Source organism: Cryobacterium sp. TMT2-15-1 (genome assembly GCF_004402345.1).
Lineage (GTDB): Bacteria > Actinomycetota > Actinomycetes > Actinomycetales > Microbacteriaceae > Cryobacterium > Cryobacterium sandaracinum.
In genome coordinates this window covers 1-26843 of sequence record NZ_SOGD01000002.1, presented here as the reverse complement: position 1 = coordinate 26843, position 26843 = coordinate 1, and the positions used below count along the sequence as shown (strand labels likewise).

The 26843-nt window shown below is 70.1% G+C and carries 23 protein-coding genes; 9 read left to right on the top strand and 14 right to left on the bottom strand.

Features of this window, described 5'->3' with window-relative positions; genetic code table 11:
- Positions 1–773 (top strand): ATP-binding cassette domain-containing protein (locus E3O62_RS00130; protein ID WP_134397131.1); only part of this gene is annotated, 773 nt, incomplete at its 5' end.
- 221 nt (positions 774–994) lie between these two features.
- On the opposite strand, the gene E3O62_RS00120 is transcribed toward E3O62_RS00130, so the two are convergent.
- Positions 995–1459, bottom strand: coding sequence for a glycosyl hydrolase-related protein (locus E3O62_RS00120; RefSeq protein WP_134397130.1), 465 nt, complete (start codon positions 1457–1459; stop codon positions 995–997).
- A 222-nt stretch (positions 1460–1681) separates the two neighbouring features.
- Complete coding sequence (locus E3O62_RS00115; RefSeq protein ID WP_134397129.1) at positions 1682–3535, bottom strand: phosphoenolpyruvate carboxykinase (GTP); 1854 nt, start codon at positions 3533–3535, stop codon at positions 1682–1684.
- Positions 3536–3689: 154 nt separating this feature from the next.
- Between E3O62_RS00115 and E3O62_RS00110 the strand changes: the two genes are divergently transcribed.
- Positions 3690–5132 (top strand): helix-turn-helix domain-containing protein, encoded by a 1443-nt coding sequence (locus E3O62_RS00110; RefSeq protein WP_134395628.1) that lies wholly within the window; start codon positions 3690–3692, stop codon positions 5130–5132.
- 82 nt (positions 5133–5214) lie between these two features.
- Here the strand turns inward: E3O62_RS00110 and E3O62_RS00105 are convergent, their stop codons facing one another.
- From E3O62_RS00105 to E3O62_RS00075, 7 genes are all read right to left on the bottom strand, one after another.
- A complete protein-coding gene (locus tag E3O62_RS00105; RefSeq protein ID WP_134397128.1) occupies positions 5215–6360 on the bottom strand; it encodes an ABC transporter ATP-binding protein in 1146 nt (381 codons plus the stop codon).
- The gene (locus tag E3O62_RS00100; RefSeq protein ID WP_370448867.1) at positions 6357–8000 is read right to left on the bottom strand and encodes an ABC transporter permease; all 1644 of its coding nucleotides are present in this window, start codon (positions 7998–8000) and stop codon (positions 6357–6359) included. Before E3O62_RS00100 ends, E3O62_RS00105 begins: the two co-directional genes overlap by 4 nt.
- Positions 8001–8010: 10 nt before the next feature.
- The gene (locus tag E3O62_RS00095; RefSeq protein ID WP_134397127.1) at positions 8011–9060 is read right to left on the bottom strand and encodes an iron ABC transporter substrate-binding protein; all 1050 of its coding nucleotides are present in this window, start codon (positions 9058–9060) and stop codon (positions 8011–8013) included.
- Between the two features lie 112 nt (positions 9061–9172).
- Positions 9173–10012 (bottom strand): SDR family NAD(P)-dependent oxidoreductase, encoded by an 840-nt coding sequence (locus E3O62_RS00090; protein ID WP_134397126.1) that lies wholly within the window; start codon positions 10010–10012, stop codon positions 9173–9175.
- A 1-nt stretch (position 10013) separates the two neighbouring features.
- Positions 10014–11288: a thiolase family protein gene (locus E3O62_RS00085; RefSeq protein WP_134397125.1), complete on the bottom strand. Its 1275-nt coding sequence runs from the start codon at positions 11286–11288 to the stop codon at positions 10014–10016.
- Between the two features lie 294 nt (positions 11289–11582).
- Positions 11583–12380, bottom strand: a complete 798-nt coding sequence (locus E3O62_RS00080; protein ID WP_134397124.1) for an RNA methyltransferase — start codon at positions 12378–12380, stop codon at positions 11583–11585.
- Between the two features lie 322 nt (positions 12381–12702).
- Positions 12703–13449: a hypothetical protein gene (locus E3O62_RS00075; protein ID WP_134397123.1), complete on the bottom strand. Its 747-nt coding sequence runs from the start codon at positions 13447–13449 to the stop codon at positions 12703–12705.
- A gap of 610 nt (positions 13450–14059) precedes the next feature.
- Here E3O62_RS00075 and E3O62_RS00070 point away from each other — a divergent pair.
- From E3O62_RS00070 to hpaD, 7 genes are all read left to right on the top strand, one after another.
- Positions 14060–14797: an IclR family transcriptional regulator gene (locus E3O62_RS00070; RefSeq protein WP_134397122.1), complete on the top strand. Its 738-nt coding sequence runs from the start codon at positions 14060–14062 to the stop codon at positions 14795–14797.
- Between the two features lie 237 nt (positions 14798–15034).
- Positions 15035–16390, top strand: a complete 1356-nt coding sequence (locus E3O62_RS00065; protein ID WP_134397121.1) for an MFS transporter — start codon at positions 15035–15037, stop codon at positions 16388–16390.
- 13 nt (positions 16391–16403) lie between these two features.
- A complete protein-coding gene (locus tag E3O62_RS00060; RefSeq protein ID WP_134397120.1) occupies positions 16404–17975 on the top strand; it encodes a fumarylacetoacetate hydrolase family protein in 1572 nt (523 codons plus the stop codon).
- The gene (locus tag E3O62_RS00055) at positions 17972–18727 is read left to right on the top strand and encodes a GntR family transcriptional regulator (RefSeq protein WP_134397119.1); all 756 of its coding nucleotides are present in this window, start codon (positions 17972–17974) and stop codon (positions 18725–18727) included. The genes E3O62_RS00060 and E3O62_RS00055 overlap by 4 nt, the downstream gene beginning before the upstream one ends.
- Positions 18728–18840: 113 nt before the next feature.
- The gene (dapA, locus tag E3O62_RS00050; protein WP_134397118.1) at positions 18841–19800 is read left to right on the top strand and encodes a 4-hydroxy-tetrahydrodipicolinate synthase; all 960 of its coding nucleotides are present in this window, start codon (positions 18841–18843) and stop codon (positions 19798–19800) included.
- Between the two features lie 18 nt (positions 19801–19818).
- Complete coding sequence (hpaE, locus tag E3O62_RS00045; protein WP_134397133.1) at positions 19819–21339, top strand: 5-carboxymethyl-2-hydroxymuconate semialdehyde dehydrogenase; 1521 nt, start codon at positions 19819–19821, stop codon at positions 21337–21339.
- A 59-nt stretch (positions 21340–21398) separates the two neighbouring features.
- Positions 21399–22475: a 3,4-dihydroxyphenylacetate 2,3-dioxygenase gene (gene hpaD / locus E3O62_RS00040; RefSeq protein ID WP_134395640.1), complete on the top strand. Its 1077-nt coding sequence runs from the start codon at positions 21399–21401 to the stop codon at positions 22473–22475.
- A gap of 19 nt (positions 22476–22494) precedes the next feature.
- On the opposite strand, the gene E3O62_RS00035 is transcribed toward hpaD, so the two are convergent.
- From E3O62_RS00035 to E3O62_RS00015, 5 genes are all read right to left on the bottom strand, one after another.
- Positions 22495–22839 carry an anti-sigma factor domain-containing protein gene (locus E3O62_RS00035; protein ID WP_134397117.1) on the bottom strand — a complete coding sequence of 115 codons (345 nt, stop codon included), beginning with the start codon at positions 22837–22839 and terminating at the stop codon, positions 22495–22497.
- Between the two features lie 154 nt (positions 22840–22993).
- A complete protein-coding gene (locus E3O62_RS00030) occupies positions 22994–24280 on the bottom strand; it encodes an MFS transporter (protein ID WP_198410545.1) in 1287 nt (428 codons plus the stop codon).
- Between the two features lie 481 nt (positions 24281–24761).
- Positions 24762–25571: an alpha/beta fold hydrolase gene (locus tag E3O62_RS00025; RefSeq protein ID WP_241973215.1), complete on the bottom strand. Its 810-nt coding sequence runs from the start codon at positions 25569–25571 to the stop codon at positions 24762–24764.
- A 2-nt stretch (positions 25572–25573) separates the two neighbouring features.
- Complete coding sequence (locus E3O62_RS00020) at positions 25574–26164, bottom strand: isochorismatase family protein (RefSeq protein WP_134397116.1); 591 nt, start codon at positions 26162–26164, stop codon at positions 25574–25576.
- A 28-nt stretch (positions 26165–26192) separates the two neighbouring features.
- Positions 26193–26843: D-alanyl-D-alanine carboxypeptidase (locus tag E3O62_RS00015; RefSeq protein WP_174720083.1), on the bottom strand; the 651-nt coding region annotated here is incomplete at its 5' end.

Sequence of the window (26843 nt, the reverse complement as noted above, 5' to 3'; positions counted from 1 at the left end):
GGGCGACCGCGCACGCCGCCGCCGACCGTGCTGCCGAGCAGGCGACCGAACGGGCGACCGAGCGCAGCGACGCCGACGCCGCCGGCAAGCCCCGCCCGGTGCTCCGCGGCGTCTCCTTCGACGCCCCGCGCGGCAAGCGCACCGCCCTGGTCGGCCCGTCCGGTGCCGGCAAGAGCACCATCCTGGCCCTGATCGAGCGCTTCTACGACCCGACCGGAGGCGTTGTGCGCATGGGGGGACTGGACATCCGCACCCTCGACCGCACCGCGCTGCGCTCGCAGATCGGCTACGTCGAACAGGATGCCCCCGTGCTGGCCGGTTCGCTGAGGGACAACCTGACCCTGTCCACGCCCGACGCCACCGACGAGGAGTGCATCGCCGTGCTGCACGCCGTGAACCTCTCCGAGGTGCTCGAGCGCGACCCGGCCGGGCTGGGCGCGGCGGTCGGCGAGTCCGGCGTGATGCTCTCCGGCGGCGAACGCCAGCGGCTGGCGATCGCGCGCGCCCTGCTGGCCGCGCCGCCCATCCTGCTGCTGGACGAGTCCACCTCGAGTCTCGATGGCGTCAACGAGCAGAAGATGCGGGCCGCAATCGACGCGGTCGCCGTGGACCGTACCCTGATCGTGATCGCGCACCGCTTGTCGACCGTGGTCGACTCCGACCAGATCGTGGTGCTCGACCACGGCCAGGTCATCGGCACCGGCACGCACTCCGAACTGGTCGCCTCGACGCCGCTCTACCGCGAGCTCGCCAAGCACCAGCTGCTCGTTTAGCCTGGGCTGCCCGAACCAATTCGACGGAGATTTTAGTCTAAACCGCCAGTTTTGGGCCTGAAACACCCGATCCAGCCAAAATCTCCGTCGAATTCGTTAGGCGCATGTGACCCTGTCAGCGCGCGGACGGCGGGTAGCAGGGCGGGAACCAGGGCGGGAACCAGGGCGGGAACCAGGGCGGGTACCAGGGCGGGAACCAGGGCGGCCGGGACCGCGGGCGGTCAGCGGCGTGCGAAGCGCAGGGTGACCTGCTGGAAGGGACGCAGCTCGAGCGTCAGCGCGGAGCCATCGGCGGCAAACGGAGCCCGCGGCGCGGCCAGGGGGCGTTCCAGCAGGTCGGTTTCGGTGACATCCGTCGCGGCGAAGTGACGGATGACCCGCGCCCGCACCCGCGACCCGTGCGCCTCGTAGAGCCGCACGATCAGATCCCCGCTGTGGTCCTCGACCAGCTTGACCGCCTCGACCACGACGGCCGGGTGGTCGACCTCGATCAACGGATCCACGCGGGCCGCTCTCACCCCGGTCACCGAACAAAGCGGCAGGTTCAGCCGGCACCCCTCCGCGACCGCCTCGGGGATACCGGCGCCGGCCCGCAACGGCACGGATGCCCGGTGCACCGCCGGGCGCAGCCGCTCCCGCACGAACCGGTCGATGCGTTTCTCCACGAGTGCGCCGTCGTCATGCATCGCAACCTGCGACTTCCCGTCGGGCACCGCTGCCCGACTGGCAGCATCGTACGACTGCCCCCGGCCCCACAGGCCCCCCACTGCAGGCGCTCGTGAACCAATTCGACGGAGATTTTCGGATCTGAAGCGGTTTACACACCCGAAACAGCCCCACGGCAGCAAAATCTCCGTCGAATTCGTCAGGCAACGGATGCCGCAGCGCACCAGCAGCGCCGAGCCCCGCTACGCGTTTCGGAGGTTGTAGCGCACGCTCGCGAGCTCGGAGAGCAGCGCCGGCGGCACCCGGTCACCGAACTTGGCGAAGTACTCCTCGGTGAGGTCGCACTCGGCCAGCCAGGAGGCCGGGTCGATCGCAAAGAGCTGCTCGACATCCGCGTCGGCCAGGTCCAGACCCTTCAGGTCGAGGCCACCCTGGACCGGAAGGTGTCCGATCGGGGTGTCCACGGCGTCCGCGAAGCCTTCGACGCGGCGCACGATCCACTCGATCACGCGGGAGTTCTCGCCGAAACCGGGCCAGAGGAAGCTTCCGTCCGCGCCCTTGCGGAACCAGTTCACCTGGAAGATCTCCGGCGCCTTGCCGCCGAGACCACGGCCGACCTTGAGCCAGTGCGCCCAGTAGTCCGCCATGTTGTAGCCGCAAAAGGGGAGCATCGCGAACGGGTCCCGGCGCAACTCGCCGACGGTGCCCTCGGCGGCCGCGGTCTTCTCCGAGGAGATGGTCGCGCCCATGAACACGCCGTGCTTCCAGCTGCGGGCCTGGGCCACCAGCGGCACGTTCGTCGCGCGGCGTCCGCCGAAGAGGATGGCGTCGATCGGCACGCCGCCGAAGGCCTCCCAGTCGTCGGCGATCGACGGGCACTGCGCCGCAGCGACCGTGAAGCGGGAGTTGGGGTGGGCGGCCGGGCGGCCGGAGGCGGGCGTCCAATCCTTGCCCTCCCAGTCGATCAGGTGGCTGGGAGTGGTCTCGGTCAGACCCTCCCACCACACGTCGCCGTCGTCGCGCAGCGCGACGTTCGTGAAGATCGTGTTGCCCCAGACGGTGGCCACGGCGGTCGGGTTGGTGACCTCGCCGGTTCCGGGGGCCACACCGAAGAAGCCGGCCTCCGGGTTGATCGCGTACAGCCTCCCGTCGGGCCCGGGGCGCAGCCAGGCGATGTCGTCGCCAATGGTCTCGACCTTCCACCCGGGGATGGTCGGGCGCAGCATCGACAGGTTCGTCTTGCCGCAGGCCGACGGGAACGCCGCGGCCAGGTGCGACACCCCGCCCTCCGGGGAAGTGACCTTGATCAGGAGCATGTGCTCGGCCAGCCAGCCCTCGTCGCGGGCCATGACGGATGCGATCCGCAGCGCGAACGACTTCTTCGAGAGCAGCGCGTTGCCGCCGTAGCCCGAGCCGAAGGACCACACCTCGCGGGTCTCCGGGAACTGCACGATGTACTTGGTGTCGTTGCACGGCCAGGAGACGTCCCCACGGCGGCGCCCCTCGGCGTCGACCAGCGGGTAGCCCACGCTGTGCACGGTGTGCACCCAGGGGGCTCCGGCCTCGATCATGTGCAGCACCTTCTGGCCCATGCGCGTCATGATGCCCATGTTCAGCACCACGTAGGGCGAGTCGGTGATCTCCACGCCGAGCTGGGAGATGGGGCCGCCAAGCGGGCCCATCGAGAACGGCACGATGTACATCGTGCGCCCGCGCATGCTGCCCGCGAAGACTCCCTGCAGCTCGCCCCGCATCGCGTCCGGGTCGGCCCAGTTGTTGGTGGGGCCGGCATCGCCCGGGTCGACCGAGCAGATGAAGGTGCGGTCCTCGACGCGCGCCACGTCCGACGGGCTCGTGCGGGCCAGGTAGCTGTTGGGGCGCCACTCCGGGTTCAGGTGGATGAGCTTGCCTTCGGCTACGAGCTGTTTCGCAAGCACGTCGGCTTCGCGCAACGATCCGTCGCACCAGACGACGGCGTCGGGCTGGGTCAGCCGGGCAATTTCGTCCACCCAGGCCTGAAGGTTGGGGTCGGTGGTGCCGGCGACATAGCGGGACTCGCCCCCGCCGGTCTCGACTCGGGAATTCGCGATCGTCATCTCCTGGCCTTTCGTGGTCAATCCGGCGTGAACCAGTGGTCTGCAGTCGTGGGGGGACGCAAATACGCCCTCCCTCTCCACAATGATCCACCGATGCCACCGGTGCCGGAAGTGCTCAGGTTAAGAACAGCGAATCTTTCGTTATCGTTAAGGAATGTCGACACGTGCCGCTGATCTGATCACCCTGGGACTCCGTGTCCGTCATTTCCGGGCCGAGCGTGGCTTCACGCTCGACCAGCTCGGCGAGCAGGTCGGCATGGCCGGGAGCCAGCTCTCCCTGATCGAGAACGGCCGCCGCTCCCCCAAGCTGTCGACGTTGCAGGACATCGCCACCGCCGTCGACGTGGAGCTCACCGACCTGCTCAAAAACGAAGCGCCGAACACGCGGGCCGCACTCGAGATCGAGCTGGAGCGCGCGCAGCGCAATCCGCTCTACGGCGCCCTCGGCCTGCCGCGGGTGAAGATGACCAAGGGCATGCCGATGGCGGCGCTCGAGTCCCTCCTCGGCCTGCACCGCGAACTCGCCCGCCGCGCCAGCGAGGCCATCGCCACGCCGGAAGAGGCCCGCCGCGCGAACACGGAACTGCGCGAACGGATGCGCGAACAAGATAATTTCATGCCCGACATCGAGCAGCTCGCCGAGGACCGAGTGCGGGCATCCGGGCATGTGTCGGGCGCCCTCACCCACCGGGAGGTCAGCGTGATGGCCGAGCAGCTCGGCTTCAACCTCATCTACGTCAATGACCTGCCCGGCTCGACCCGGTCGGTCACCGACCTGGTCAATCACCGCATCTACCTGCCGCCGGCGTCGATCCCCGGCGGTCACGGCTTGCGCTCGATGGCGCTGCAGGCCATGGGGCACCGGCTGCTCGGCCACGAGCGGCCGGGCAGCTACGCCGAGTTCCTCTGGCAGAGGCTGCAGATCAACTACTTCGCGGCCGCCTGCCTGATGCCACAGACGGCATCCGTCGCGTTCCTCTCCCACGCCAAGCGCGAACGCGAACTCTCGGTCGAGGACTTCCGCGACGCCTTCGGGGTGACCCATGAGGCCGCGGCGCTGCGACTGACGAACCTGGCCACCTCGCACCTGGAGATGCCGCTGCACTTCCTACGCGTCACCGGCGACGGCGCCCTGCAGAAAGGCTACGAGAACGACGACCTTCCCCTGCCGGCCGACGTGACCGGCTCGATCGAGGGCCAGTTCGTCTGCAAGCAGTGGAGCGCCCGGAGCGCCTTCACCCACACCAACCGCACCACCGAGTTCTACCAGTACACCGACACGCCGGCCGGCACCTTCTGGTGCGCCACCCAGACCGGGGCGACGGATGCCGGCGAGTTCTCGATCAGCGTCGGCGTGCCCTTCGTTCAGGCCAAGTGGTTCCGCGGCCGGGAGACCACGCAGCGGGCGGTGTCCCGCTGCCCGGACGAGTCCTGCTGTCGCCGCCCGGCCTCCGAGGTCTCCTCGCGTTGGGCCGGCAAGGCCTGGCCGAGCGCCCGGCTGCACGCGCACGTGCTGTCGCCGCTGCCCAGCGGTACCTTCCCCGGCGTCGACGACACCGAGGTCTACGAGTTCCTCGAGGCGCACGCCGCGGAGTAGTGGGGAACCTGGCGCTGAGCCTCTGACGGCACGGCGAGGGTCAGGGTCCGACGGGGCGGCACGGCGAGGGGCAGGGCGAAGGTCAGGGGCGGGCGGCGAACGCGGTGGCTGTGCCGCGGGCGGTGAGGCTGACCCGGCTGCCCACGACGGTGCCCATCGTGCCGTGCTGCCTTACGTGCACCAGCGTTCCGGGGCTCTGCGTTCCGCAGCTCTGCGTTCCGAAACTCTGGGGAAAACCGGGCGCCGGGGCGCCCCCGGAGAACAGGCGCACCGCCAGCTGCACCTCGGGCCCGTAGAAATCGACCGCTTCGACCTGGCCGGTGCAGGAGGCGGCGGAGGCGCCATCCACCCCTCCGGACTCGCAATGCTCGACCATGATCTGCTCCGGGCGCAGCATGATGCAGGCGTCGCCGCGCAGGCTGGTGGGGGCGACGGCGACCGTGCCCAGCGCGCAGGCGGCGAAGCCGTCCGAGATGGTGGCCGGCAGCACGACCGCGTCGCCGAGGAACCGGGCCGTGAACAGGTCGACGGGGCGCCAGTAGACCTCACGCGGCGGCCCGACCTGGCAGAGGTTGCCGTCGCGGAGCACCGCGAGCTGGTGGGCGAAGCTCATCGCCTCCGCCTGGTCGTGGGTGACGAGCACCGTGGTGATGCCGGCGCGCTCCAGCGTTTCGGCGACGATGTCGCGGGTTGCCGCCCGCAGACCGGCATCGAGGGAGGAGAACGGTTCGTCGAGGAGCATCACCCGCGGCTGGCGGGCGAGGGCCCGTGCCAGGGCCACGCGCTGCTGCTGGCCGCCGGACAGCTCGTCCGGGCGGCGGGCGGCGAAGTCGGGCCTCAGCGACACCATCTCGAGCAACTCGCTCACGGCACGGGCGCGTTGCTTGCGCGTGCCGCCGCGGAGCGCCGGGCCGAGGCCGAACGCGATGTTCTGCCCCACGGTGAGGTGCGGGAACAGGGCGCCGTCCTGCGCGACGAAGCCGATCCCGCGCCGATGCGCGGCCACGGCCACTCCCGGGCCGGCCACGGTGCGGCCGAGCACGCTGATGGTGCCCGAGTCGGGCAGCTCGAAGCCGCTGATCAGGCGCAGCAGGGTGGTCTTGCCCGACCCGGACGAGCCGACCACGACCGTGCGGCTACCCTCCGGCACCGAGAGGGCGATGTCCTCGAGGATACGGGCGCTGCCGAAGCTCTTGTTGACCCCGGACAGTTCGATGGCGGCGGTCACGACACGCTCGTCAGCCGGGAGCGGGCGAACAGCAGGTAGGTGACCGGCAGGCTCAGCACGATCATCAGCAGGGCGTAGGGCGCGGCGCCGACATAGTTGATGTCGTTCACCTTCGACCAGAACTGGATCGCGAGGGTGCGGGTGCCGCTCGGGGCCAGCAGCAGCGTAGCGGTCAGCTCGGTGACGATGCCGAGGAACACGAGCGCACCCGCGGCCAGGGCCGAGGGTGCGAAGAAGCGGGTGGTGACACTGAGGAACGCGGCGAACGGATGCTTGCCGAGCGACCGGGCCGCCTCCTCCAGTCCGACCGGAACCTGTGCGAGCCCGGCCCGGAGGTTCACCAGCGCGCGCGGCAGGAACATCAGCAGGTACGTCACGATCACCAGCACGGTGGTCTGGTAGAGCGGCTGCACGAAACGGATGCTGATGGTCACCAACGCGAGGGCCGTGACGATTCCGGGGAGGGAGCTGGTGAGGTAGTTGACCGATTCGAGGCCGCGGGACAGCCGGCTCGGGTAGCGCACCGCGAGGAATGCGATCGGGAACGCGAGCACACAGGTGACCGCGGCGCCGACGAGGCCGTAGCCCACGGTCTGCAGCAGGGCCTGGGCCAACACGGCATCGGTCCACACGGCCAAGCCGCCCTGGTAGAGCCAGCGGATGACGCTCCAGAACGGGACTCCGATCGCGAGTGCGAACAGCCCGCCGAGGAACAGGTAGCCGACCGGCGTGAAGGCGCGGAGGGAGCGCCGCGGCGTGACCCGGGCCACACCCGAGCCGATGCGGGCGTACCGGGAGCGTCCGCGAGCACCGGACTCCCCGATCAACAGGAACAGGCACAGCAGCACGAGAACGCCGGCGAGGGCGTTGGCTGCGGGGCCGTTGAACGTGGACCGGTACTGCTCCACGATGGCGGTGGTGAAGGTGTCAAAGCGGATCATCGCGAACGCACCGTATTCGGAGAGCAGGTGCAGCCCCACCAGCAGGGCGCCGCCGAGGATCGGCAGCCGCAACTGCGGCAGGATGACGCGGAAGAAGACGCCCCAGGCACCGCTGCCGAGCGACTCGGCTGCCTCTTCGACCGTGGGGTCCAGCCGCCGGAGCGCGGCGACGCAGGGCAGGTAGACCAACGGGAAGTACGACAGGGTGGCGATCAGAACCCCGGACCAGAGCCCGTTCAAGGAGGGTACGGCGCTCACCCAGCCATAGCTGTTGACGAAGGCCGGCACCGCGAGCGGCGTCGCCAGGAGCACGGCGAACACCCGGTGGCCGCGCAGGGAGGTACGGCCGACCAGCCAGGCGGCGGCCACCCCGATCGCCGCGGTCAGCGGCACGGTGATCACGACCAGCCCGATCGTGTTCAGGAGCAGCTCGCCGACCCGCGGCCGGAACACGAGCGCCGAGAGGGTTGGCCAGCCGGTCAAGATACCGGTGACGATGACGTAGCCCAGCGGAAGAAGCCCGAGCACGGACACGGTGACGGCGGCCGCCACGATGAATGGTGAGGGTCGTTTGCCGACCCGGACGGCGGCATCCGTGCGCCCCGCTGGCCCCGTTGCGCCGGTTTCGGCGATGGCTCCGCTACCGGTGTCCGACGGGTCGGGCGCCGGTTTCGCGGTCGAGGGGGCTGCAGGTATCACCAGTTTCAGCCTAGAGGAAACCGGCCTCGGTCATCAGATCGGTGACCTTGGTGCTGTTGAGTTTGGACGGGTCGATGACGGGGGCGTCGAGTTCGCGGAGCGGCACCAGCGCGGGGTTCGCATCGACCGCGTCGGAGACGGGGTATTCGAACGAGGTGCCGGTCTTCAGGATTTCCTGGCCGGATTTGCCGGTGATGAAAGCGAGGAACGCCTGAGCGGCCACGGGGTTCGCGCTGGTCTCGAGCACTCCGCCGCCGGAGACGCTGACGAACGCACCGGGATCCTGGCTCTTGAAGTAGTGCATCTGGGTGCTGGAGCTGTTCTCGCCGGTACCGGCCTGGTCTGCGAACCAGTAGTAGTGGTAGATCACGCCGCCGGGGATCTCACCCGCGTTGACGGCCTTCATCACGGTGCTGTTGCCTTTATAGACGACCGCGTTCTCCTTCATGGCCGCGAGCCAGTCGCTCGTTGCGGCTTCGCCCTTGAGCTCGAGGAGCGCACTGACGATGGCTTGGAAGTCGGCGCCGGAGGGCGACGCGGCCCAGCGGCCGGCCCAGGCCGGGTCGGCGAGGTCGAGCAGCGAGGCCGGCAGTTCGTCCGCGCTGATCATGCTCGGGTTGTAGGCGAACACGGTCGAGCGGGCGGCGATACCGGTCCAGGTGCCGGTGGACGGCTGGAACTGCTTGGGCACTTGGGCCAGCGTGGCGTCGTCGACCGGGGCGAACAGGCCGGCCTTGTCGACGAGGCTGATCGCGGGCGAGTTCTCGGTGAGGAACACGTCGGCCTTCGACGCGGTGCCTTCCTGCACGAGCTGGTTGCCGAGTTCCGAGTCGTCGCCGTTGCGGAGCGTGACGGTGACGCCGGTCTCCGCGGTGAATTCGTCGGCCCAGGCCTGGGTCAGTTCCTCGTGCTGGGCGTTGTAGACCGTGATCGCACCCGACGGGGTGGACGCGTCGGTCGCACCAGGAATGGATTCCTCGGGTGCGCTGCACCCGGTCACCCCGAGCAGGGCCACCGTTCCGATAGCGGTAAGCAGTGCCCATCGGCGTGTCAAGATCATCGTGTTGCGTCCCTACTGTTGTGCGGGCAGAACCCACAGTTCTTTTAGGTAAGCCTACCCTAAAGAGTCAGCGTCGTCGGGGCCGCAGGGGAATACACAGGCTCGGCCCCGGTCAGCGGGGCGGCATCCGGATGGCGCCGTCGAGCCGGATGGTGTCGCCGTTGAGCATCGGGTTCTCGACGATGTGCCGCACGAGCGCGGCGAACGCGGCCGGGTCGCCGAGCCGGGAAGGGTGTGGAACCTGCGCCGCGAGGGACTCGCGCACGTTCGCGGGGAGCCCCTGAAGCAGCGGGGTGTCGAAGATGCCGGGCGCGATCGCCACCACCCGGATCAACGACCGGGCGAACTCGCGGGCGAGCGGCAGGGTCATCGCGGCGACGCCGCCCTTCGAGGCGGCATAGGCCGCCTGGCCGATCTGCCCGTCGAAGGCTGCGACGGATGCCGTGTTCACGATCACACCGCGCTCCGGGACGGTGGCGGCCGTCTGGTCGATCGTGCCGGGGGCGCCGTCCGTGCCGTTGGTCCCGGGGGCTCCGTCCGTGCCGCCGACCGGGTCGGTAGCCTGCATGGCGGCCGCGGCCAGCCGGATCACGTTATACGTGCCGACGAGGTTGATGCGAATGACCCGGTCGAAGTCGTCCAGCGGCAGCGGGGCCCCGGTGCGGTCGACGGTGCGCTGGCCGGGGGCGATGCCGGCACAGTTGACCACAATGCGCAGCGGGGCGATCGCGGCGGCGGCGTCGACGGCGGCCTGCACGTCCTCGGTGCGGGTGACGTCACCCGGCACGAAACACGCCCGGCCGCCGATCACGACCGCCGCCTGCTCCCCACTGGTGCCGGGGAGGTCGAGCAGCACGACCGCTGCCCCAGCGTGGGCCAGGGCGGTGGCGGTGGCCAGCCCGAGGCCGGAGGCGGCTCCGGTGATGAGGGCGGAGCATCCGTCGACGCGCATCTCAGAGCCGTTCGATGATGGTGGCGTTGGCCATGCCGCCGCCCTCGCACATGGTCTGCAGGCCCCAGCGGCCGCCGGTCAGTTCGAGGTGGTTGAGCAGGGTGCCGAGGAGCCGCGTGCCCGAGGAGCCGAGCGCGTGGCCGAGAGCGATGGCCCCGCCGCGCGGATTGAGCAGGGCCGGGTCGGCGCCGAGTTCGCGCAGCCAGACCAGCGGCACGGTGGCGAACGCCTCGTTGACCTCGTAGGCGTCGAGGTCGTCGATGCTGAGACCGGAACGCTCCAGGATGCGCCGGGTCGCCGGGATCACGCCCGTGAGCATCAAGAGCGGGTCGCTTCCGGTCACCGCGAAGCTGTGGAACCGGGCGCGCGGGTTGAGGCCGAGCTGGGCGGCGCGCTTGGCGCTCATGATCAAAGCCGCGGAGGCGCCGTCGGTGAGCGGCGACGAGTTGCCGGCGGTGATGTGCCAGTCGAGTTTCGGGAAGCGGGCGGCGAGGGCGTCGGTGCGGAACGCCGGCGGCAGGGCGGCCAGGGAGTCGAGGGTGGTGCCGGGGCGGATGGTCTCGTCGGCGGCCACGACCCGGCCGTCCCGCAGAGTCGTCGGCCGCAGTTCGCCGTCGAAATCGCCGCGTTCGGCGGCGGCCGCGGCGAGGCGGTGTGAGCGGGCGGCGAAGGCATCCAGTTCACCGCGGCCCAGTTTCCACTTCTGGTTCATCAGCTCGGCCGAGACGCCCTGGTTGACGAGCCCTTCGGGGTAGCGGTCGCGCATCAGCGTGCCGTGCGGATTCGGGATCTGTCCGCTCTGCTGGTTCTGGTGGCTCTGCCCGCCTTGCTGGTTCTGCGGGCTCTGCCCGCCTTGCTGGTTCTGCGGGCTCTGGGCCGTGCCGAGCGACGAGCCCAACGGCACGCGGCTCATCGATTCCACGCCGCAGGCGATGACGATGTCGTAGCTGCCGGCCATCACGCCCTGCGCGGCGAACGTGGCCGCCTGCTGGCTGGATCCGCACTGCCGGTCGATGGTCGCGCCGGGCACCGAGTCGGGAAAGCCCGCGCTGAGCAGGGCGGTGCGGGTCACGTTGTAGCCCTGCTCGCCGACCTGGCTGACGCAGCCGCCGATCACGTCCTCGACGAGCGCGGGATCGAGCCCGTTGCGGGTGACCAGTTCGCTCAGCACCCCGGCCAGCAGGTCCGCGGGGTGAACGCCCGAGAGGGCGCCGCCCGGTTTGCCTCGACCTGACGCGGTGCGCACGACATCGACAATGACAGCCTCGTTGCTCATGACCTCAGCCTAGGCTTCCGTGCCGCCGCGGCGCGGAGCGAGAGGCGCGTGTGGGCTGCGGGCCGCGGGTGGAGCTAACTCAGGAGATCCGGTGGGGAATCTATCGGCCGGCGGATCCCGCCGCACTGGTCCGGGGGCTCACAGAACGCGGCCGACGTATCTCCTGAGTTGGCCACAAACCCGGCAGGACAGGGACGCGCGGGTGGGACGCGCGGGTTCGGGTGTAGCGGGTGGGGCGCGCGGGTTCGGGTGTAGCGGGTGGGACGCGCGGGTTCGGGTGTAGCGGGTGGGACGTCAGCCCGAGAGCGCCCACATCGCGACGGCGCTCGCGGCGGCCACGTTGAGGGAGTCAATGCCGTGCTTCATCGGGATCTGCACCACGGTGTCGGAGGCAGCCAATGCGTCCGGGGTGAGCCCCTCACCCTCCGCGCCGAGCAGCAGGGCCAGCCGTTCGTGCTCGTGCCCGGGGAAGTCGCGCAGGCTCACGGCATCCGTTGTCAGGGCGAGCGCGGCGAGGTGGAAACCGTGCCGGGTGAGCAGCGCGCGGGTACTCGGCCAGTCGCCGACGCGGGTCCAGGGCACCTGCAGCACTGTGCCCATCGAGACGCGGATGGCGCGACGGTAGAAGGGGTCGGAGCAGCGCGGTGTGACCAGGATCGCGTCGGCGCCGATGGCCCCGGCGGAGCGGAAGATCGCGCCGACGTTCGTGGGGTCGGACACATTCTCGAGGATCACGATGCGGCGGGCGCCGGCGAGTAGCGACTCCGGGTCGGGCAGCTCGGGCCGGTGCATCGAGGCGATCACGCCGCGGTGCAGCACGTAGCCGGTGAGCTCGGCGAGAAGCGCCCCCGGGCCGACGAAGACGGGCACGTCCTCGCCGACGAGGGCGCGGGCCTCCGGGGCGGTGTTGCCGAGTGTGAGCACCGACCGCGGCCGGTGTCCGGCGCGCAGCGCACGCTCAAGAACCAATGCCGATTCGGCTATATACAGGCCGTGTTCGGTGCCGCGCGCCTTCTTCAGGGCCACATCGGTGAGGTGGGCGTAGTCCACGAGCCGCGGATCGCTGAGGTCGCTGATCTCGATGACGGGCATCCGATCAGTCTAATCGCGGGGCGGTGGCGGGTGCGGGGGTGGGCGGCCGGTTGCGAGGGCGGGCGGTCGGATGCGGGTGGCGAGTGGCCGGCGTGCCGCTCTGGGGCTAACTCAGGAGATCCGGGCGGCGGACGGTAGCCGGCACCCGGAACAGTGCGGCGATCTACGGATGCCGCAGCTCATCTCCTGAGTTAGCCGCACCGCTCGACGTGTCGGCACGGTCGAGGATGCCGGTCGGGACGGTACGGTCCTGTCGGCCCGGTCGTGTGGTGGTGAGATCATGGCTGCGGCTTCCTCCCGGCCAGGTGGCGCCCGGCATCCGTCAGTAACCGGTCAGCGTCAGGAACATCCCCGCGGCCATCAACGTCATCGCCAGCGCCATACTCAGGTGCTGGGCCGACTCCAGTCGGAGCGTGGCCGGCTCGATCCCCGACCCGGCCGGGCGGCGCGCCGACCGCACGGCGCTGGCCGCAAGGGCAACGGATGCCGCAGCCAGCAGCACCACAAGCCCGGCCGGCAGCATTCCGCCGTCGGTGATCGCCCGCCCGTGCCCGGCATGGGCGCCGTTTCCCACAGCGGGCCCGGTGGCAGCGGGCGCAGCGGCAGCGGGCCCGGTGGCAGCGGGCCCGGTGGCAGCGGGCGCAGCGGCAGCGGGCGCAGCGGCAGCGGTGGCACTGGCCGGAGCACTGGTTCCGGCGCCAGCGCCGGCCACCGCGACCGTGCCGACCGAGCCGACCGAAGCCTCAGTCGACGCCGCCGGCAGCATCGCGACCCACATCACGGACATCAGCAGCAGCGATACGGCGTGATGCGCGGCGGGCATGCGGTGACGCCGGTCCAGCAGGGCCAGCAGCGCCACCCCGACCAGAAGCCCCGCCCAGGCCAAGGAGCCGAGCAGCTGCACGCCCGGCAGAACCATGTCGGCGCACGAGACGGTCATGACGACCATGGCGGGAGCCGCGACCAGGGTGCGGCCCGGCATCCGGAGCCCGGCGAGCGCGCACGCCGCACCCAGGCCGGACGCCGCGACGGCGGCGACCAGGCACACGGACACCCAGATCGCGGTCATTTCGGATCACGATAGGCCGGTCTCCCCCGCGGGTCTTGCCGGTCAGCGCACGGATGCGCGGCGGCAGCGCACGGATGCGCGCACCGTGGCGAGAGCGCTCCGTGTGGCTAACTCAGGAGATTCACCGCGGCGAAACCACCATCCCCCACCTGTGGCGCACGGGTTCGCACTGGCCCGGGCCGAATCGACCGCACCGATCCCAGAACTCCTGAGCTAGCCGCCGCGAACCCGGCATAAGTTCTGCACTCTGGCGGGTCGCCGGCCCGGGCCGCCGAAAGACCCGAACGGGGGCTCGACACGGCCCCCCACAATTTGCGGGAGTAATACACGAGGAGGATTCGGACCCGAGGACCGGGAACCCGCGAGCGCGGGCACGCCGACACGGTGGTGTGGCCAACTCAGGAGACGCGCCGCAGCACCCCCTCACTCCCCGCACTGGTCCGGGCGACGGATGCCACGCGGCACCCGAATCTCCTGAGTTGGCCACACACACACGCACACGCACGCGCACGCGCACACACTCCGAGTGCATAGCTCCTGCGGCGACCGGGGCCACGAACCACGAATGCGAGAATGGCACCGTGTCGACGTCAATGAGCGGGGTAACGGGATGAGCGATCAGAGCAAGCCCAGCGGGCCGAGTGCCAACGGCCCGAACGGAGCGCCGCATTCGCAGACCCTGTCGCGCGGCATCCGCGTGCTCGAGATTCTCGCCGACGCCGACGAGGCCCTGACCATTGCCGACGTGGCCGCCGCCCTCGGCGTGCACCGCTCGATCGCCTACCGAATATTGCGCACCTTGGAGGACCATGGGGTCGTGATCCGGGATGCCGCGGGCGCCGTACGCCTCGGCCCACAGATGGCCGCGCTCGCCCGCGGTGTCTCCCGCGGTCTGCAGGCCGCGGCGCTGCCCGAGCTGACGAGCGTCGCGAACGAGTTGGGGATGACAGCCTTCGTGACCGTGCTGGACCGGGCGGAGGTCGTCACCCTGGTCAGCGTGGAACCGCGGCAGGCGCACGCCACCGTCGCGCAGCGCCCCGGCACGCGGCATCCGCTCGGCCGGGGTGCCCCCGGGATTGCCATCCAGTCCCTGCTCACGGCGGCCCAGTGGGTGAACCTCAGCGAGAGCGCCCGCCGCGGCGAGGCCGCCGACGTGCGTGCACGCGGCTACGCCACCAGTCATGACGAGGTCCTTCCGGGGCTGGCCTCCGTGGCGGTGCCGCTGGTCGTGCCCGGTGAGGCACCGGCGGCTCTGGCGGTCGTCTACCTCGGCACCGGGCAGAGTGATGCCGAGATCGGCGCGCGACTCGTGACGGCCGCGGCCGTAATCGCGGCCGACCTGCGCTAATCGCCGGCGCACCGGGCCAGACGGGGGCGCCGCCGGCTCGGCGCACGGCGGCAGCCGGCCCGGCGCGCAGTGGCAGCCGGCCCGGCGCGCAGTGGCATCCGGACCACGAGACGGCGGCACCATCCAGGCTCCCCCGGACGACCCCGTTCCTACCCCTGTAGATAATATACGATCTGTGATACCGTTTCGAGATCGCACGATTCCAGCACCACACAGGGAAATACAAAGGGGTATTCCATGGCATTGACGACCGACCAAACGAGCGCCGCGAAAGCGACCGCCGCGAAACGACACGAGGAACGCCGGGTCCTTGCCGGCACCATGGTGGGTACCACCATCGAGTGGTACGACTTCTTCATCTACGCGCAGGCCGCCGGCCTCGTGCTGGCCGGGCTGTACTTCGCCCCGCTCGCCAACGACAACGCCGGTCTGGCGCAGCTCGTGGCCTGGGCCTCCCTCGGCATCAGCTTCCTCTTCCGCCCACTGGGCGCGATCGTGGCCGGCCACCTCGGTGACCGCCTCGGCCGCAAGGCCATGCTCGTGCTGACCCTCGTCATCATGGGCGCGGCCACGGCACTGATCGGCCTCCTGCCGACCTTCGAGCAGATCGGCGTCTGGGCGCCGATCCTGCTGATCGTGCTGCGCATCCTGCAGGGCTTCTCGGCCGGCGGGGAATGGGGCGGTGCCGCCCTGATGTCGGTCGAGCACGCCCCGGTCAACAAGCGCGGGTTCTTCGGCGCATACCCGCAGATCGGCGTGCCGACCGGGCTCATCCTCGCCACCGGCGTCATGCTCCTGGTGACCAGCACGATGAGCGATGAGGCCTTCCTCGCCTGGGGCTGGCGCATCCCGTTCCTCGTCTCGGTGCTGCTTATCGTGGTCGGCTTCATCATTCGCCGCTCGGTCGACGAGAGCCCCGTCTTCAAAGAGATGCAGGATCGCAAGAAGGAATCGGCCGCCCCGCTCCGCCAGCTCTTCCGCGGCCACTGGCGCCAGGTCGTCCTGACCGCCCTGATCTTCATCGCCAACAACGCCGCCGGCTACCTGTTGATCGCGTTCTTCTCCTCCTACGCCACCAAACCGGTCGAGGCCGGCGGCCTGGGCATGGAACGCTCCCCCGTGCTGCTGGCCAGCACCATCGCCGCCGTGTTCTGGCTCGCGTCGACGATGATCGGCGGCATCCTGTCCGACAAGATCGGGCGCATCCGCACGTTCCAGTTCGGCTACGCCTGGCTGTTCCTCTGGGCCGTCCCGATGTTCCTGCTGATCGACACCGGAGAGATCCTCTGGTTCACGGTGGCGCTCGTCGTGCTGGCCAGCGGGCTCGGCTTCTCGTACGGCCCACAGGCGGCGCTCTACGCGGAGATGTTCCCGGCTCAGGTACGCTACTCGGGCGTGTCCATCGGCTACGCCATGGGTGCCATCCTCGGTGGGGCGTTCGCCCCCCTGATCGCGCAGCTGCTGCTGGACGAGACCGCCTGGTCACCGTCGATCGGCATCTACATCATGGTGCTGGCCACGATCTCCTTCGTCGCGGTCTCCGTGGTGAAGGAAACCCGTGGAGTCCCGCTCGGCATTTCCCAGCACGACTAGAAAGCCGCAAAACATGCCGAACTCGACCTCCGTGGGCGCCTCCGACGTCAGCGCAAGCAGCAGAGCAGACGTCAGCGCAAGCAGCAGCGTCACCGCCACCACCGATCTCGCCCCACCGGGCAAGATCATTGCAGTGCACCTCAACTACCCGAGCCGGGCCGCCCAGCGCGGCCGTACGCCGGAGCAGCCGTCGTACTTCCTCAAGCCGGCGTCGTCGCGGAGTTCCAGCGGCACGCCGGTGGAACGGCCCGACGGATGCGAGCTGCTGGTGTTCGAGGGCGAGATCGCGCTGGTGATCGGGCGCCGCACCCGCGGCGTCTCGCCCGAGGAGGGCTGGGCGGCGGTCTCGCACGTGACCTGCGCCAACGACTTCGGCGTGTACGACCTGCGCTACGCCGACAAGGGCTCGAACCTGCGCTCGAAGGGCGCCGACGGCTTCACCCCCGTCGGGCCGACGCTGCTGCCGGCGGCCGGCCTCGACCCGGCAGCGCTGCGCATCCGCACCTGGGTCAACGGCACGCTCGTACAGGAGGACACGACCGCCGACCTGCTCTTCGGGTTCGGCCGGCTCGTCGCCGACCTCTCGCAGCTGCTCACGCTCGAGCCCGGCGACCTGATCCTCACCGGCACGCCGGCCGGATCGTCGGTCGTCGTGCCCGGCGACATCGTTGAGGTCGAGGTGGATGCCCCAGGCGCCCCGGGCGCACCCCGCACCGGCCGCCTCGTCAGCCCGATTCGGCAGGGCACGGTGCCGTTCGGCGCGTTCGGGGCCGGCCCGCGGGTCGACGATTTGCAGCGCACCGAGGCGTGGGGTTCGGCGGAGGCGGCCGGGCTCGCGCCGGCATCCGTCACCGCACCTCCAGCGGAGCAGACGCCCCCGCCGTTCGCCCTCACCCCCGAGCTCACGGCCCGGATCAACCGTGTGGGCACCGCCACCCTCAGCGCCCAGTTGCGCAAGCGCGGGCTCAACTCAGTGTCGATCGACGGCCTCGGCTCGACCCGGCCGGGCGCCCGTCTCGTCGGCCGGGCCCGCACACTCCGGTACATTCCGGCGCGGGAGGACCTGTTCGAGGCGCACGGCGGCGGCTACAACGCCCAGAAGCGCGCCTTCGACTCGCTCGGGCCGGGCGACGTGCTCGTGATCGAGGCCCGCGGCGAGCGCGGCACGGGCACGGTCGGCGACATCCTCGCCCTGCGCGCCCAGATTCGGGGCGCGGCCGGCATCGTGACGGATGGCGGTGTGCGCGATCTGGCGGCCGTCACCGCCCTGGAGATCCCCACCTACCACGCCGGACCGCACCCTGCCGTGCTCGGACGCCGGCACGTGCCGTGGGACACGGACCTGACCGTGGCCTGCGGCGGGGCATCCGTGCAGCCCGGCGACGTGATCGTCGGGGACGCCGACGGGCTGATCGTGATCCCGCCGCACCTGGTTGAGGAGGTGGTCGCCGCAGCCATCGTGCAGGAACGCGAGGAGACCTTCATCGCCGCGATGGTCTCGGCCGGGCACGGCGTCGACGGGCTCTACCCGATGAACGCCGAATGGAAGGCCCGGTATCGGGTCTGGCTGGAGGAGCAGGCATGACGGCCTCGGTCTCGGCTGGCTCGGCAGGCGTCGCAGCTGGCTCAGCAGGCTCGGCCGGCGTCCCGACTACCGGCGCGGAGGCGTCGCTGAGCAAGGCGCAGCTCGCCCACCGGTGGATCCGGGCCCGCATCTCCGACGGCAGCTTCAGCCCGGGCTACCGCCTGGTGCTCGGGCAGATCGCCCGGGAGATCGGTGTCAGCACCGTGCCGGTGCGGGAGGCTATCCGTCTGCTGGAGGCGGAGGGTCTGGTCACGTTCGAGCGCAACGTCGGCGCCCAGGTGGCCATGCTCGACGTCACCGAGTACACCCACACGATGCAGACGTTGGCCCTCGTCGAGGGTTACGCCACCGCCCTGTCGGCGCCGCGACTCGACCCGGAAACGCTGCTGCGCGCCCGGGAGATCAACACGGAGATGGACGAGTGCCTGCACCACTTCGACCCGGTGCGTTTCACCAGCCTGAACCGCGAGTTCCACTCGGCCCTGTTCGAGGCCTGCAGCAATGCGCACATCCTCGACCTGGTGCAGCGGGGCTGGAGCCGGCTCGGCACCCTGCGCGAATCCACGTTCAGCTTCGTGCCCGGCCGGGCGCACGAGTCCGTCGCCGAGCACACCGCGCTGCTCGACCTGATCGAGGACGGCGCCGATCCCCTGCAGATCGAACTGGCCGCGCGCGACCACCGACTCGGCACCCTGAACGCCTTCCTCGCCCAGCAGCACGCCGCCCCCTCCGCCTCCGCCTCCGCCCCCTGACAGCCAATCCCGCAACTGTTCCCGTAACGGACGACTGTTGCCCGCACACCGGGAACATTCGTCCGATTCGGCAACAGTCGCGAACGCATCCGTTGCCCTCGAAAGGAAGAACAATGAAGTTCCGCACCGACCCGAGTCAGATCACGGGCTCTATCGCGCCCCTGATGAGCCCGTTCACGGCCGACGGCGCCGTCGACCACGCCGGCCTCACCAACCTCGTGAACTGGCAGCTCGCCTCCGGCACGCACGGCATCTCACTCGGCGGCTCCACCGGCGAGCCGAGCTCGCAGACCATCGCCGAGCGCGCCAGCGCGATTTGCACCGTGGCCGCCGCGGTCGGCGACCGGGTGCCGTTCATGCCCGGCACCGGTTCGGCCAAGCTCGACGAGACCCTCGAGCTCACCGCCGCGGCCCGGGATGCCGGCGTCGACGCCGCCCTGATCATCACCCCCTACTACGCCCGCCCCACCCAGGAAGCCCTCTACGTCTGGTACAAGACCGTGGCAGAGGAGTTTCCGGACCTGCCGATCGTCGCCTACAACGTGCCCAGCCGCACCGCCGTGGACATCGCCCCGGAGACCATCGCCCGCCTCTACCGCGATTTCGACAACTTCGTCGGCGTCAAGGAGACCACCAAGGACTTCGAGCACTTCTCGCGGGTGCTGCAGCTCTGCGGCCCCGAACTGCTGGTCTGGAGCGGCATCGAACTGCTCTGCCTGCCCCTGCTGGCCCTCGGTGGCGTGGGATACATCAGCGCCACAAGCAACATCGCCCCGGTCGCGCACGTCGAGATGTACAACGCGTGGATGGCCGGCGACATCGAGACGGCCCGGCGCATCCACTACGGCCTGCACCCACTCGTCGACCTGCTTTTCGTCGAGACGAACCCGGCCCCGGGCAAATGGGTGCTCGAGCAGCGCGGCCTGATCGAGAGCGGCTTCGTGCGCCCGCCGCTGATCACGCCGACGGATGCGGGCATCGCCAAAATGCAGACGCTCCTGGCCGCCGGCGAGCAGTACCTCTCCCCCGTCGACGGCTTCACTGTCGCCAGCTTCACCCCGAAAGCAGCCTGAGCCATGACCGAGACCGCCATGACCGACGCCACCACCACGAGAACCCGCGCGCAGCATGTGCCCGAGAACCTGCCGACCCGCATCCAGCACTACATCGGCGGCCGGTTCGTCGACAGTGTCTCCGGCGCGACCTTCAACGTGCTCGACCCGGTGTCGAACCAGACCTACGCCACCGCCGCGGCCGGCCAGAAGGAAGACGTGGACCTCGCCGTCGCCGCCGCGACCGACGCCTTCGTGACCGGGCCGTGGCCGAGGATGAAGCCGCGCGAACGCTCCCGCATCCTGAACAAGATCGCCGACGCCGTCGAGGCCCAGGATGCCCGCCTCGCCGAACTCGAGACGTTCGACACCGGCCTGCCGATCACCCAGGCTCTCGGCCAGGCCAAGCGGGCGGCCGAGAACTTCCGCTTCTTCGCCGACCTGATCGTGGCGCAGACCGACGACACCTACCAGGTGCCCGGCAGCCAGATCAACTACGTCTTCCGCAAACCGGTCGGCGTGGCCGGGCTGATCACCCCATGGAACACCCCGTTCATGCTGGAGAGCTGGAAGCTCGCCCCCGCACTGGCCGCCGGCTGCACGGTCGTGCTCAAGCCGGCCGAGTTCACACCGCTGTCGGCGAGCCTGTGGGCGGAGATCTTCCGCTCCGCCGGGCTGCCCGACGGGGTCTTCAACCTGGTCAACGGGCTGGGTGAGGAGGCCGGGGACGCACTGGTCAAGCATCCGGATGTCCCGCTCATCTCGTTCACGGGCGAGACGACCACGGGTCAGACCATCTACCGCAACTGCGCCGCGAACCTCAAGGGCATGTCGATGGAGCTCGGCGGCAAGTCCCCCGCCGTGGTCTTCGCCGACGCCGACCTCGATGCCGCGCTCGACTCGACCCTGTTCGGGGTGTTCTCGCTCAACGGCGAGCGCTGCACCGCCAGCAGCCGCATCCTGGTGGAACGCCCGATCTATGACGACTTCTGCGCCCGCTATGCGGCCCGGGCACAGAACATCGTGGTCGGCGACCCGCACGACCCTGCCACCGAGGTCGGCGCGCTCGTGCACCCCGAGCATTACGCCAAGGTGATGAGCTACGTCGAGATCGGCAAGAGCGAGGGCCGCCTGCTCGCCGGCGGCGGCCGCCCCCAGAATCTGCCGGAGGGCAACTACGTGTCCCCGACCGTGTTCGCGGATGTCGCCCCGACGGCCCGCATCTTCCAGGAGGAGATCTTCGGACCGGTCGTGGCGATCACACCGTTCGACACCGACGAAGAGGCCCTCGAGCTGGCCAACGGCGTCAAGTATGGCCTGGCCGCATACATCTGGACCAGCAACCTCACCCGGGCGCACACCTTCGCGCAGTCGATCGAGGCGGGCATGGTCTGGCTCAACTCGCACAACGTTCGGGACCTGCGCACCCCGTTCGGCGGGGTCAAGGCCTCGGGCCTCGGCCACGAGGGCGGCTACCGCTCGATCGACTTCTACACCGAGCAGCAGGCCGTTCACGTTTCCCTCGGGCCTGTGCACACCGCCCGCTTCGGCGCCCACTGATCTCGGGTCCCGGGTCCCGACACGCTCGACCACCGCGACATCTCAATGAGGAGGATTCCATGACCACCACCCCCATCCCCACGCCGACCGCGACCCCGCCGGACATCCTGCGCTGCGCCTACATGGACATCGTCGTCACCGACCTGGCCCGCTCGCGTGCGTTCTACGTCGACGTGCTCGGCCTCGTCGTGACCGAGGAGAGCGACACCGAGATCTACCTGCGCAGCTTCGAGGAGTTCATCCACCACAACCTGGTGCTGCGCCAGGGCCCGGTCGCCGCGGTCGCCGCGATGGCCTTCCGGGTGCGCGCCCCCGAAGACGTGGGTTTGGCCGAGGCCTGGTATCAGGAGCTCGGCTGCCGCACCGAACGCCGCATCAACGGGTTCGTGAAGGGTGTCGGTGACTCCGTGCGCGTCGAGGACCCGCTCGGCTTCCCCTACGAGTTCTTCTACTCGGTCGACCACGTCGAACGCCTGGCCTGGCGCTACGACCTGCAGGGTCCCGGCGCCCTCGTGCGCCTGGACCACTTCAACCAGGTCACCCCCGACGTGGGCCTCGGCCGCGGCTACCTCGAGGACCTCGGCTTCCGCGTCACCGAAGACATCCAGGACGAAGACGGCGTCACCTACGCGGCCTGGATGCGCCGCAAGGACACCGTGCACGACACCGCCCTGACCGGCGGGGACGGCCCGCGGATGCACCACATCGCCTTCTCCACACACGAGAAGCACAACATCATCTACATCTGCGACAAGCTCGGCGCCCTGCGAATGTCGGACGTCATCGAGCGCGGCCCCGGCCGCCACGGCGTCTCGAACGCGTTCTACCTCTACCTGCGCGACCCCGACGGCCACCGGGTCGAGATCTACACCCAGGACTACTACACCGGCGACCCCGACAACCCCGTCGTCACCTGGGACGTGCACGACAACCAGCGCCGCGACTGGTGGGGCAACGCGGTCGTGCCGAGCTGGTACACGGATGCCTCCCTGGTGCTCGACCTGGACGGCAACCCCCAGCCGGTCATCGCCCGCACCGAGTCCAGCGAGATGGCCGTCACGGTCGGCGCCGACGGGTTCTCGTACACCCGCAAGAACGACGTGGAGCACGGCTTCAAGCTCGGCAATACGCTCTGACACTCACGTGCGGGTGGTGTCAGGCCGTGCGCAGTTCCCCGCGCAGGATCGAGTCGCCGGAGTGCTGCGGGTCGCCGTCGTCGGGTTCCGCGGAGACGTCGACCAACGGGTACTGCGACAGGTCGACGCCGTCGGGGATAGCGAAGCGCCCGGACTCACCGTCGAGCACTCCGATGCTGATCAGCCCGGACGCATCCGCCTCGATCAGCCACACCTCGCGCAGATCGGTGTCGGTGCCCACCCCGGTGACGTCGAGCACGACCTCCCGGTGGCCGTCGGCTGCCTGTGCCGGAGCGAGGCCGCCGAGGGCGACGAGAGCACCGAGAGCGCTGGCCGTCATTCCGAACTTGAGGGACTTGTGCATCGTTTCCTCCTGCGTAATGGGTCTGTGAGTGGGTCACTCTGAAGAGATTCTTGGAGCCTCTCTCACCCTTACTTCTCTCGCACGTCCCCAAACGGATGCACATGCATGGAAAATTCTGTGGAACTTTTTTGCGGGCTGCAGGTCGCGCGCGATTTCATCGGCTCGCCGCGGCGCGATGCAAGGAGATGTCCCGGCGGAAGACCAGCATCACCACCACCAGCGACACGGCCGAGAACGCGGCCCCGCCCGCGAACATCGCCGGGTAGCCGAGCCACGGCTCGAGCAGGGACAGCGCCAGCGGCACGAAGAACCCCAGATAGGTGATGCCGTAGTAGATCGCGGTCAGCCGGGCGAGGTGGTCGGGCGGCGCGATCCGCTGCACCTCCTGCAGCCCCGACACCATCAGCAGGCCGTACGCGGCGCCGAGCAGGGCCGCCGCCGGCAAAATCAGCCAGAGCACGGGTGGGCTCACGGCGACGGATGCGAGCAGCAGCGACCCGACGGTCAGCATCAGCGCGAACATAATGCCACGGGCATTGTGCCCGGCGGTGATGCGGTGGCTGAAGAGCTGCAGCGACGCTCCCGCGACGAGTGCCACCACGCAGAGCAGGGCCGCGAACGCCACCGGCGCGGACGGGATCTCGGTCGCGGCGAGCGCCGGCAGGATGGCGTAGGCGGTCGTGGCCGTTCCGAAGACCCACGGCGCCACCGGCACGATCAGGAGCAGGAACCGCGGGTACGGGGAGATGGCCGGGTGGACGGCCGGCAGGGCCCCGGCCGCGATGCCCCGTCCCTGGGACTCCGGGGTGCCGAACAGCAGAAGGCCGAAGAGCACGGCGATGACGGTGTGCGCCGCGTACGGCAGCACGCCGGGGAACGGCGCCCACTGGGCCAGCGCTCCGGAGCTCGCCGCGCCGAGTGCGAAACCGAGGGACAGCGCGATGGTCGCCCGTCGTGCCCCCGAGGAACGGTCGGCCCCGAAGTCGAACGGTCTCGCGGAGAGTTCCTTCACCCAGCTGGTGCCCACGGCCATGGCCAGGCCGAGGGCGACGCCGGAGAGGATGCGGCCGGCCAGCAGCATGGGCACATTGCCCGCGGACAGGGCCAGCAGCACGCTCCCCGCGATCGCGACCCAGGGCGCGGGCAGCATCAGCGGTCGGCGGCCGAACCGGTCCGACAGCGGGCCGGCGATCAGTAGCGCCGGGATGATGCCGAGTACGTAGGCCCCGAGCAGCAGGTTCGCCAGCTGGTTGGAGAACCCGTCCGCCTGTCGGTACATCACCAGCAGTGGGGTGAATTCGTTGCCGCCCCAGGCGACGGCGAAGATCGCGGCGGCCGGCGCCAGCCAGTACTTCCTGCCCCGGGCGCCGGTGAACGAGCCGGATCCGGTGGTCGAGCCTGTCGAGACCGAACCCATCGCATCCTGGATGTCGGTTGTCATGACGGTCCCCCGGTCGGCATTCGGCGGCCTCGGCAGCGAGGCCCGCACACCCCCAGCTTAGGGGAGGCGCCGGGGCTCACTCCCCCGCCGGCTCCGAACCAATTCGACGGAGATTTTGCGATATCTGCGGGTTTCCGGAGTGTTGGACGCGGTTATGGGCACAATCTCCGTCGGATTCGTCAGGACCAGGACCAGGACCAGGGCCAGGTCCAGGACCAGGGCCAGGTCCAGCCGAGTTCGCGCGTGTGGCCAACTCAGGACATCCGTCGCCCGGTGGCCCGGCCGCCCCGGACCAGTGCGGAACCAGCGCGGATGTCCGGGCCGGCNAGCGCGGATGTCCGGGCCGGCCCGGACGGATCTCCTGAGTTAGCCCCGACACCGGCCGGTCTCCCAGCAGCGCCAGCCGGATGCGCAGCACCTCTTGTGCGGTTCGGGCACCCCCCCCCCCACGTGCTCCCCCACAGCCCGGACTCGGGGGCGCTCAGGCCAGGAACTGCAGTGCGGCGCGCTTGAACTCGCGGGAGGTGAGCGTGTTCACGTGGTCCCGGCCCGCCAGCTCGAGGTAGTCGGCACCACGCGCGCGGGCGAGTTCGGCGACCCCGGCGGGGATGGAGTCTGCGCCGCCCGCGACGTAGAGCACGGGGATTTCGGCCGGCACGTCCAGCGAGGAGCCGGCCACCCCGCCGACACAGGCCACGAGGGCCTCGCGGTCGGCGCCGGCGGTGATTGCGGCACCCAGTATCGCCGCGATCGACGGGTCGGCGCCGGCGGTGCCGTCGGTCACGAACCGGCGCACGGCATCCGGATGCCACGTCTCGAACAGTTCGTCCGGCCCGGCTCCGCCGAGCACCAGTCGGCGCACCCGGGACGGCGCCAGCCGCGCGAGCGCCGCCGCCACACGCGAGCCCATCGAATACGCGACCACGTCGACCTGCTCCAGGCCGAGGGCGTCGAGCACGACCACGAGGTCGGCGGCGAGTTGCCGGGGCAGGTAGTCGATGCTGCGGTGCGGCTTGTCGCTGCGTCCGTGACCGCGGAGGTCGAGGGTGATCACGCCGCGCCCGGCGTCCTGCAGGGCTCGCACCCAGCCGGTGCCGACCCAGGTGACCTGCGATGTCGACGCAAACCCGTGCACGAGCAGGATCGGGCGCTCGCCGGGCACGACGTCGTAGGCGATCCGCACGCCGTCGAGGCGCCGCGCGAACAGCGCCCCGCCGGCAGAGCCCGTCGGAGCAGAGCCCGCCGCGGCCGGCCCCGACGGGGTCGGACTCGCCCGGTCGGTCACCCCCACGCTCAGACGACCACGTCGGAGGTGACGAGCACGGCACCGGCATAGGCCAGCTCGCCCAGGGCCGCGTCACTCGTGTCCGGGGCGACGCCGGCGACGAGGTCGGTCAGTACCCGCACATGCTGGCCATGGCCCCGCGCGTCCAGGCCCGACGCGCGCACACAGTGGTCGGTGGCGAGGCCGACGATGTCGATTTCGGTCACCCCGTTCGCGATGAGCAGCTCGCCCGTCTTCTCGCCGTCCTCCGAGATGCCGTCGAAAATGGAGTAGCCCGCTTGGCCCTGCCCCTTGCGAATGTGGATGGTCGTGTCCGGCAACAGCAGCGAGGGGTGGTACTCGGCGCCGGGGGTGCCCGCCACGCAGTGCACGGGCCAGGAGTCCGTGGAGTCGGGCTCGCCGGCCCGGGCGAAGTGGCCGCCGTTGTCGCTGTCGGGGTCGTGCCAGTCGCGGGAGGCGAAGATCACGTCATAGGCATCCGGATGTTCCGCCAGCAGCGCGCTGACCCCCGCGGCCACCGCAGACCCACCCTCGACGGCGAGGGCCCCGCCCTCGGTGAAATCGTTCTGAACGTCGATGATAAGCAGGGCCCTGGTCACGGATTGCTCCTTCTGTCGCCGGTTGTAGTCAGGAGTTTGACAGGTTGTCGCCGCAACGGAAGAACCCGGCGGTGATGGTGTCGAGCGCCTGCTTCGCATTATCGCTCACATCCCCGAGCGCGTAAACGGCGAAGGTGAGCGGCGTGCCATCGGCCGCCCGGATAATGCCGGAGAGCGTGTAGCCGGTGTCGATCCAGCCCGTCTTGGCGAAGACGGAGCCGTCGGCGACGGCGTTGTCGCCCGTGAACCGGTCGCTGTAGGAGAGCGATCCGGTGGGTCCACCGGCGATCGGTAGGCCATCGAAGATGACGCCGAGGTCGCCGTCGCGGGCGTTGATCTTGACGAACAGCCGGGTGAGATACGACGGCGGTACGGCGTTGTCGTCGCTGAGGCCCGAACCGTCCCGGATGATGATGCCGGTCGTGTCGATGCCATAGGCGTCGAGCGCCGTGACGACGGACTCCTGCAGGGCGCCGAAGGTGTTGCCGGCCCCGGACTCCACAGCGACGAGCCGGGCGAGCATCTCTGCGAGGGTGTTGTCCGACACGATCAGCGACTGCCCGATCAGCACGGACACGGGCTGGGACCGGGCGGCGGCGAGCTGTTCGGCCCCGGCCGGCGCGGTGCCGACGCTGACGCTCACGCCGCCGCCGAGCGCGGCGGCGAAGGCCGCGCCAGC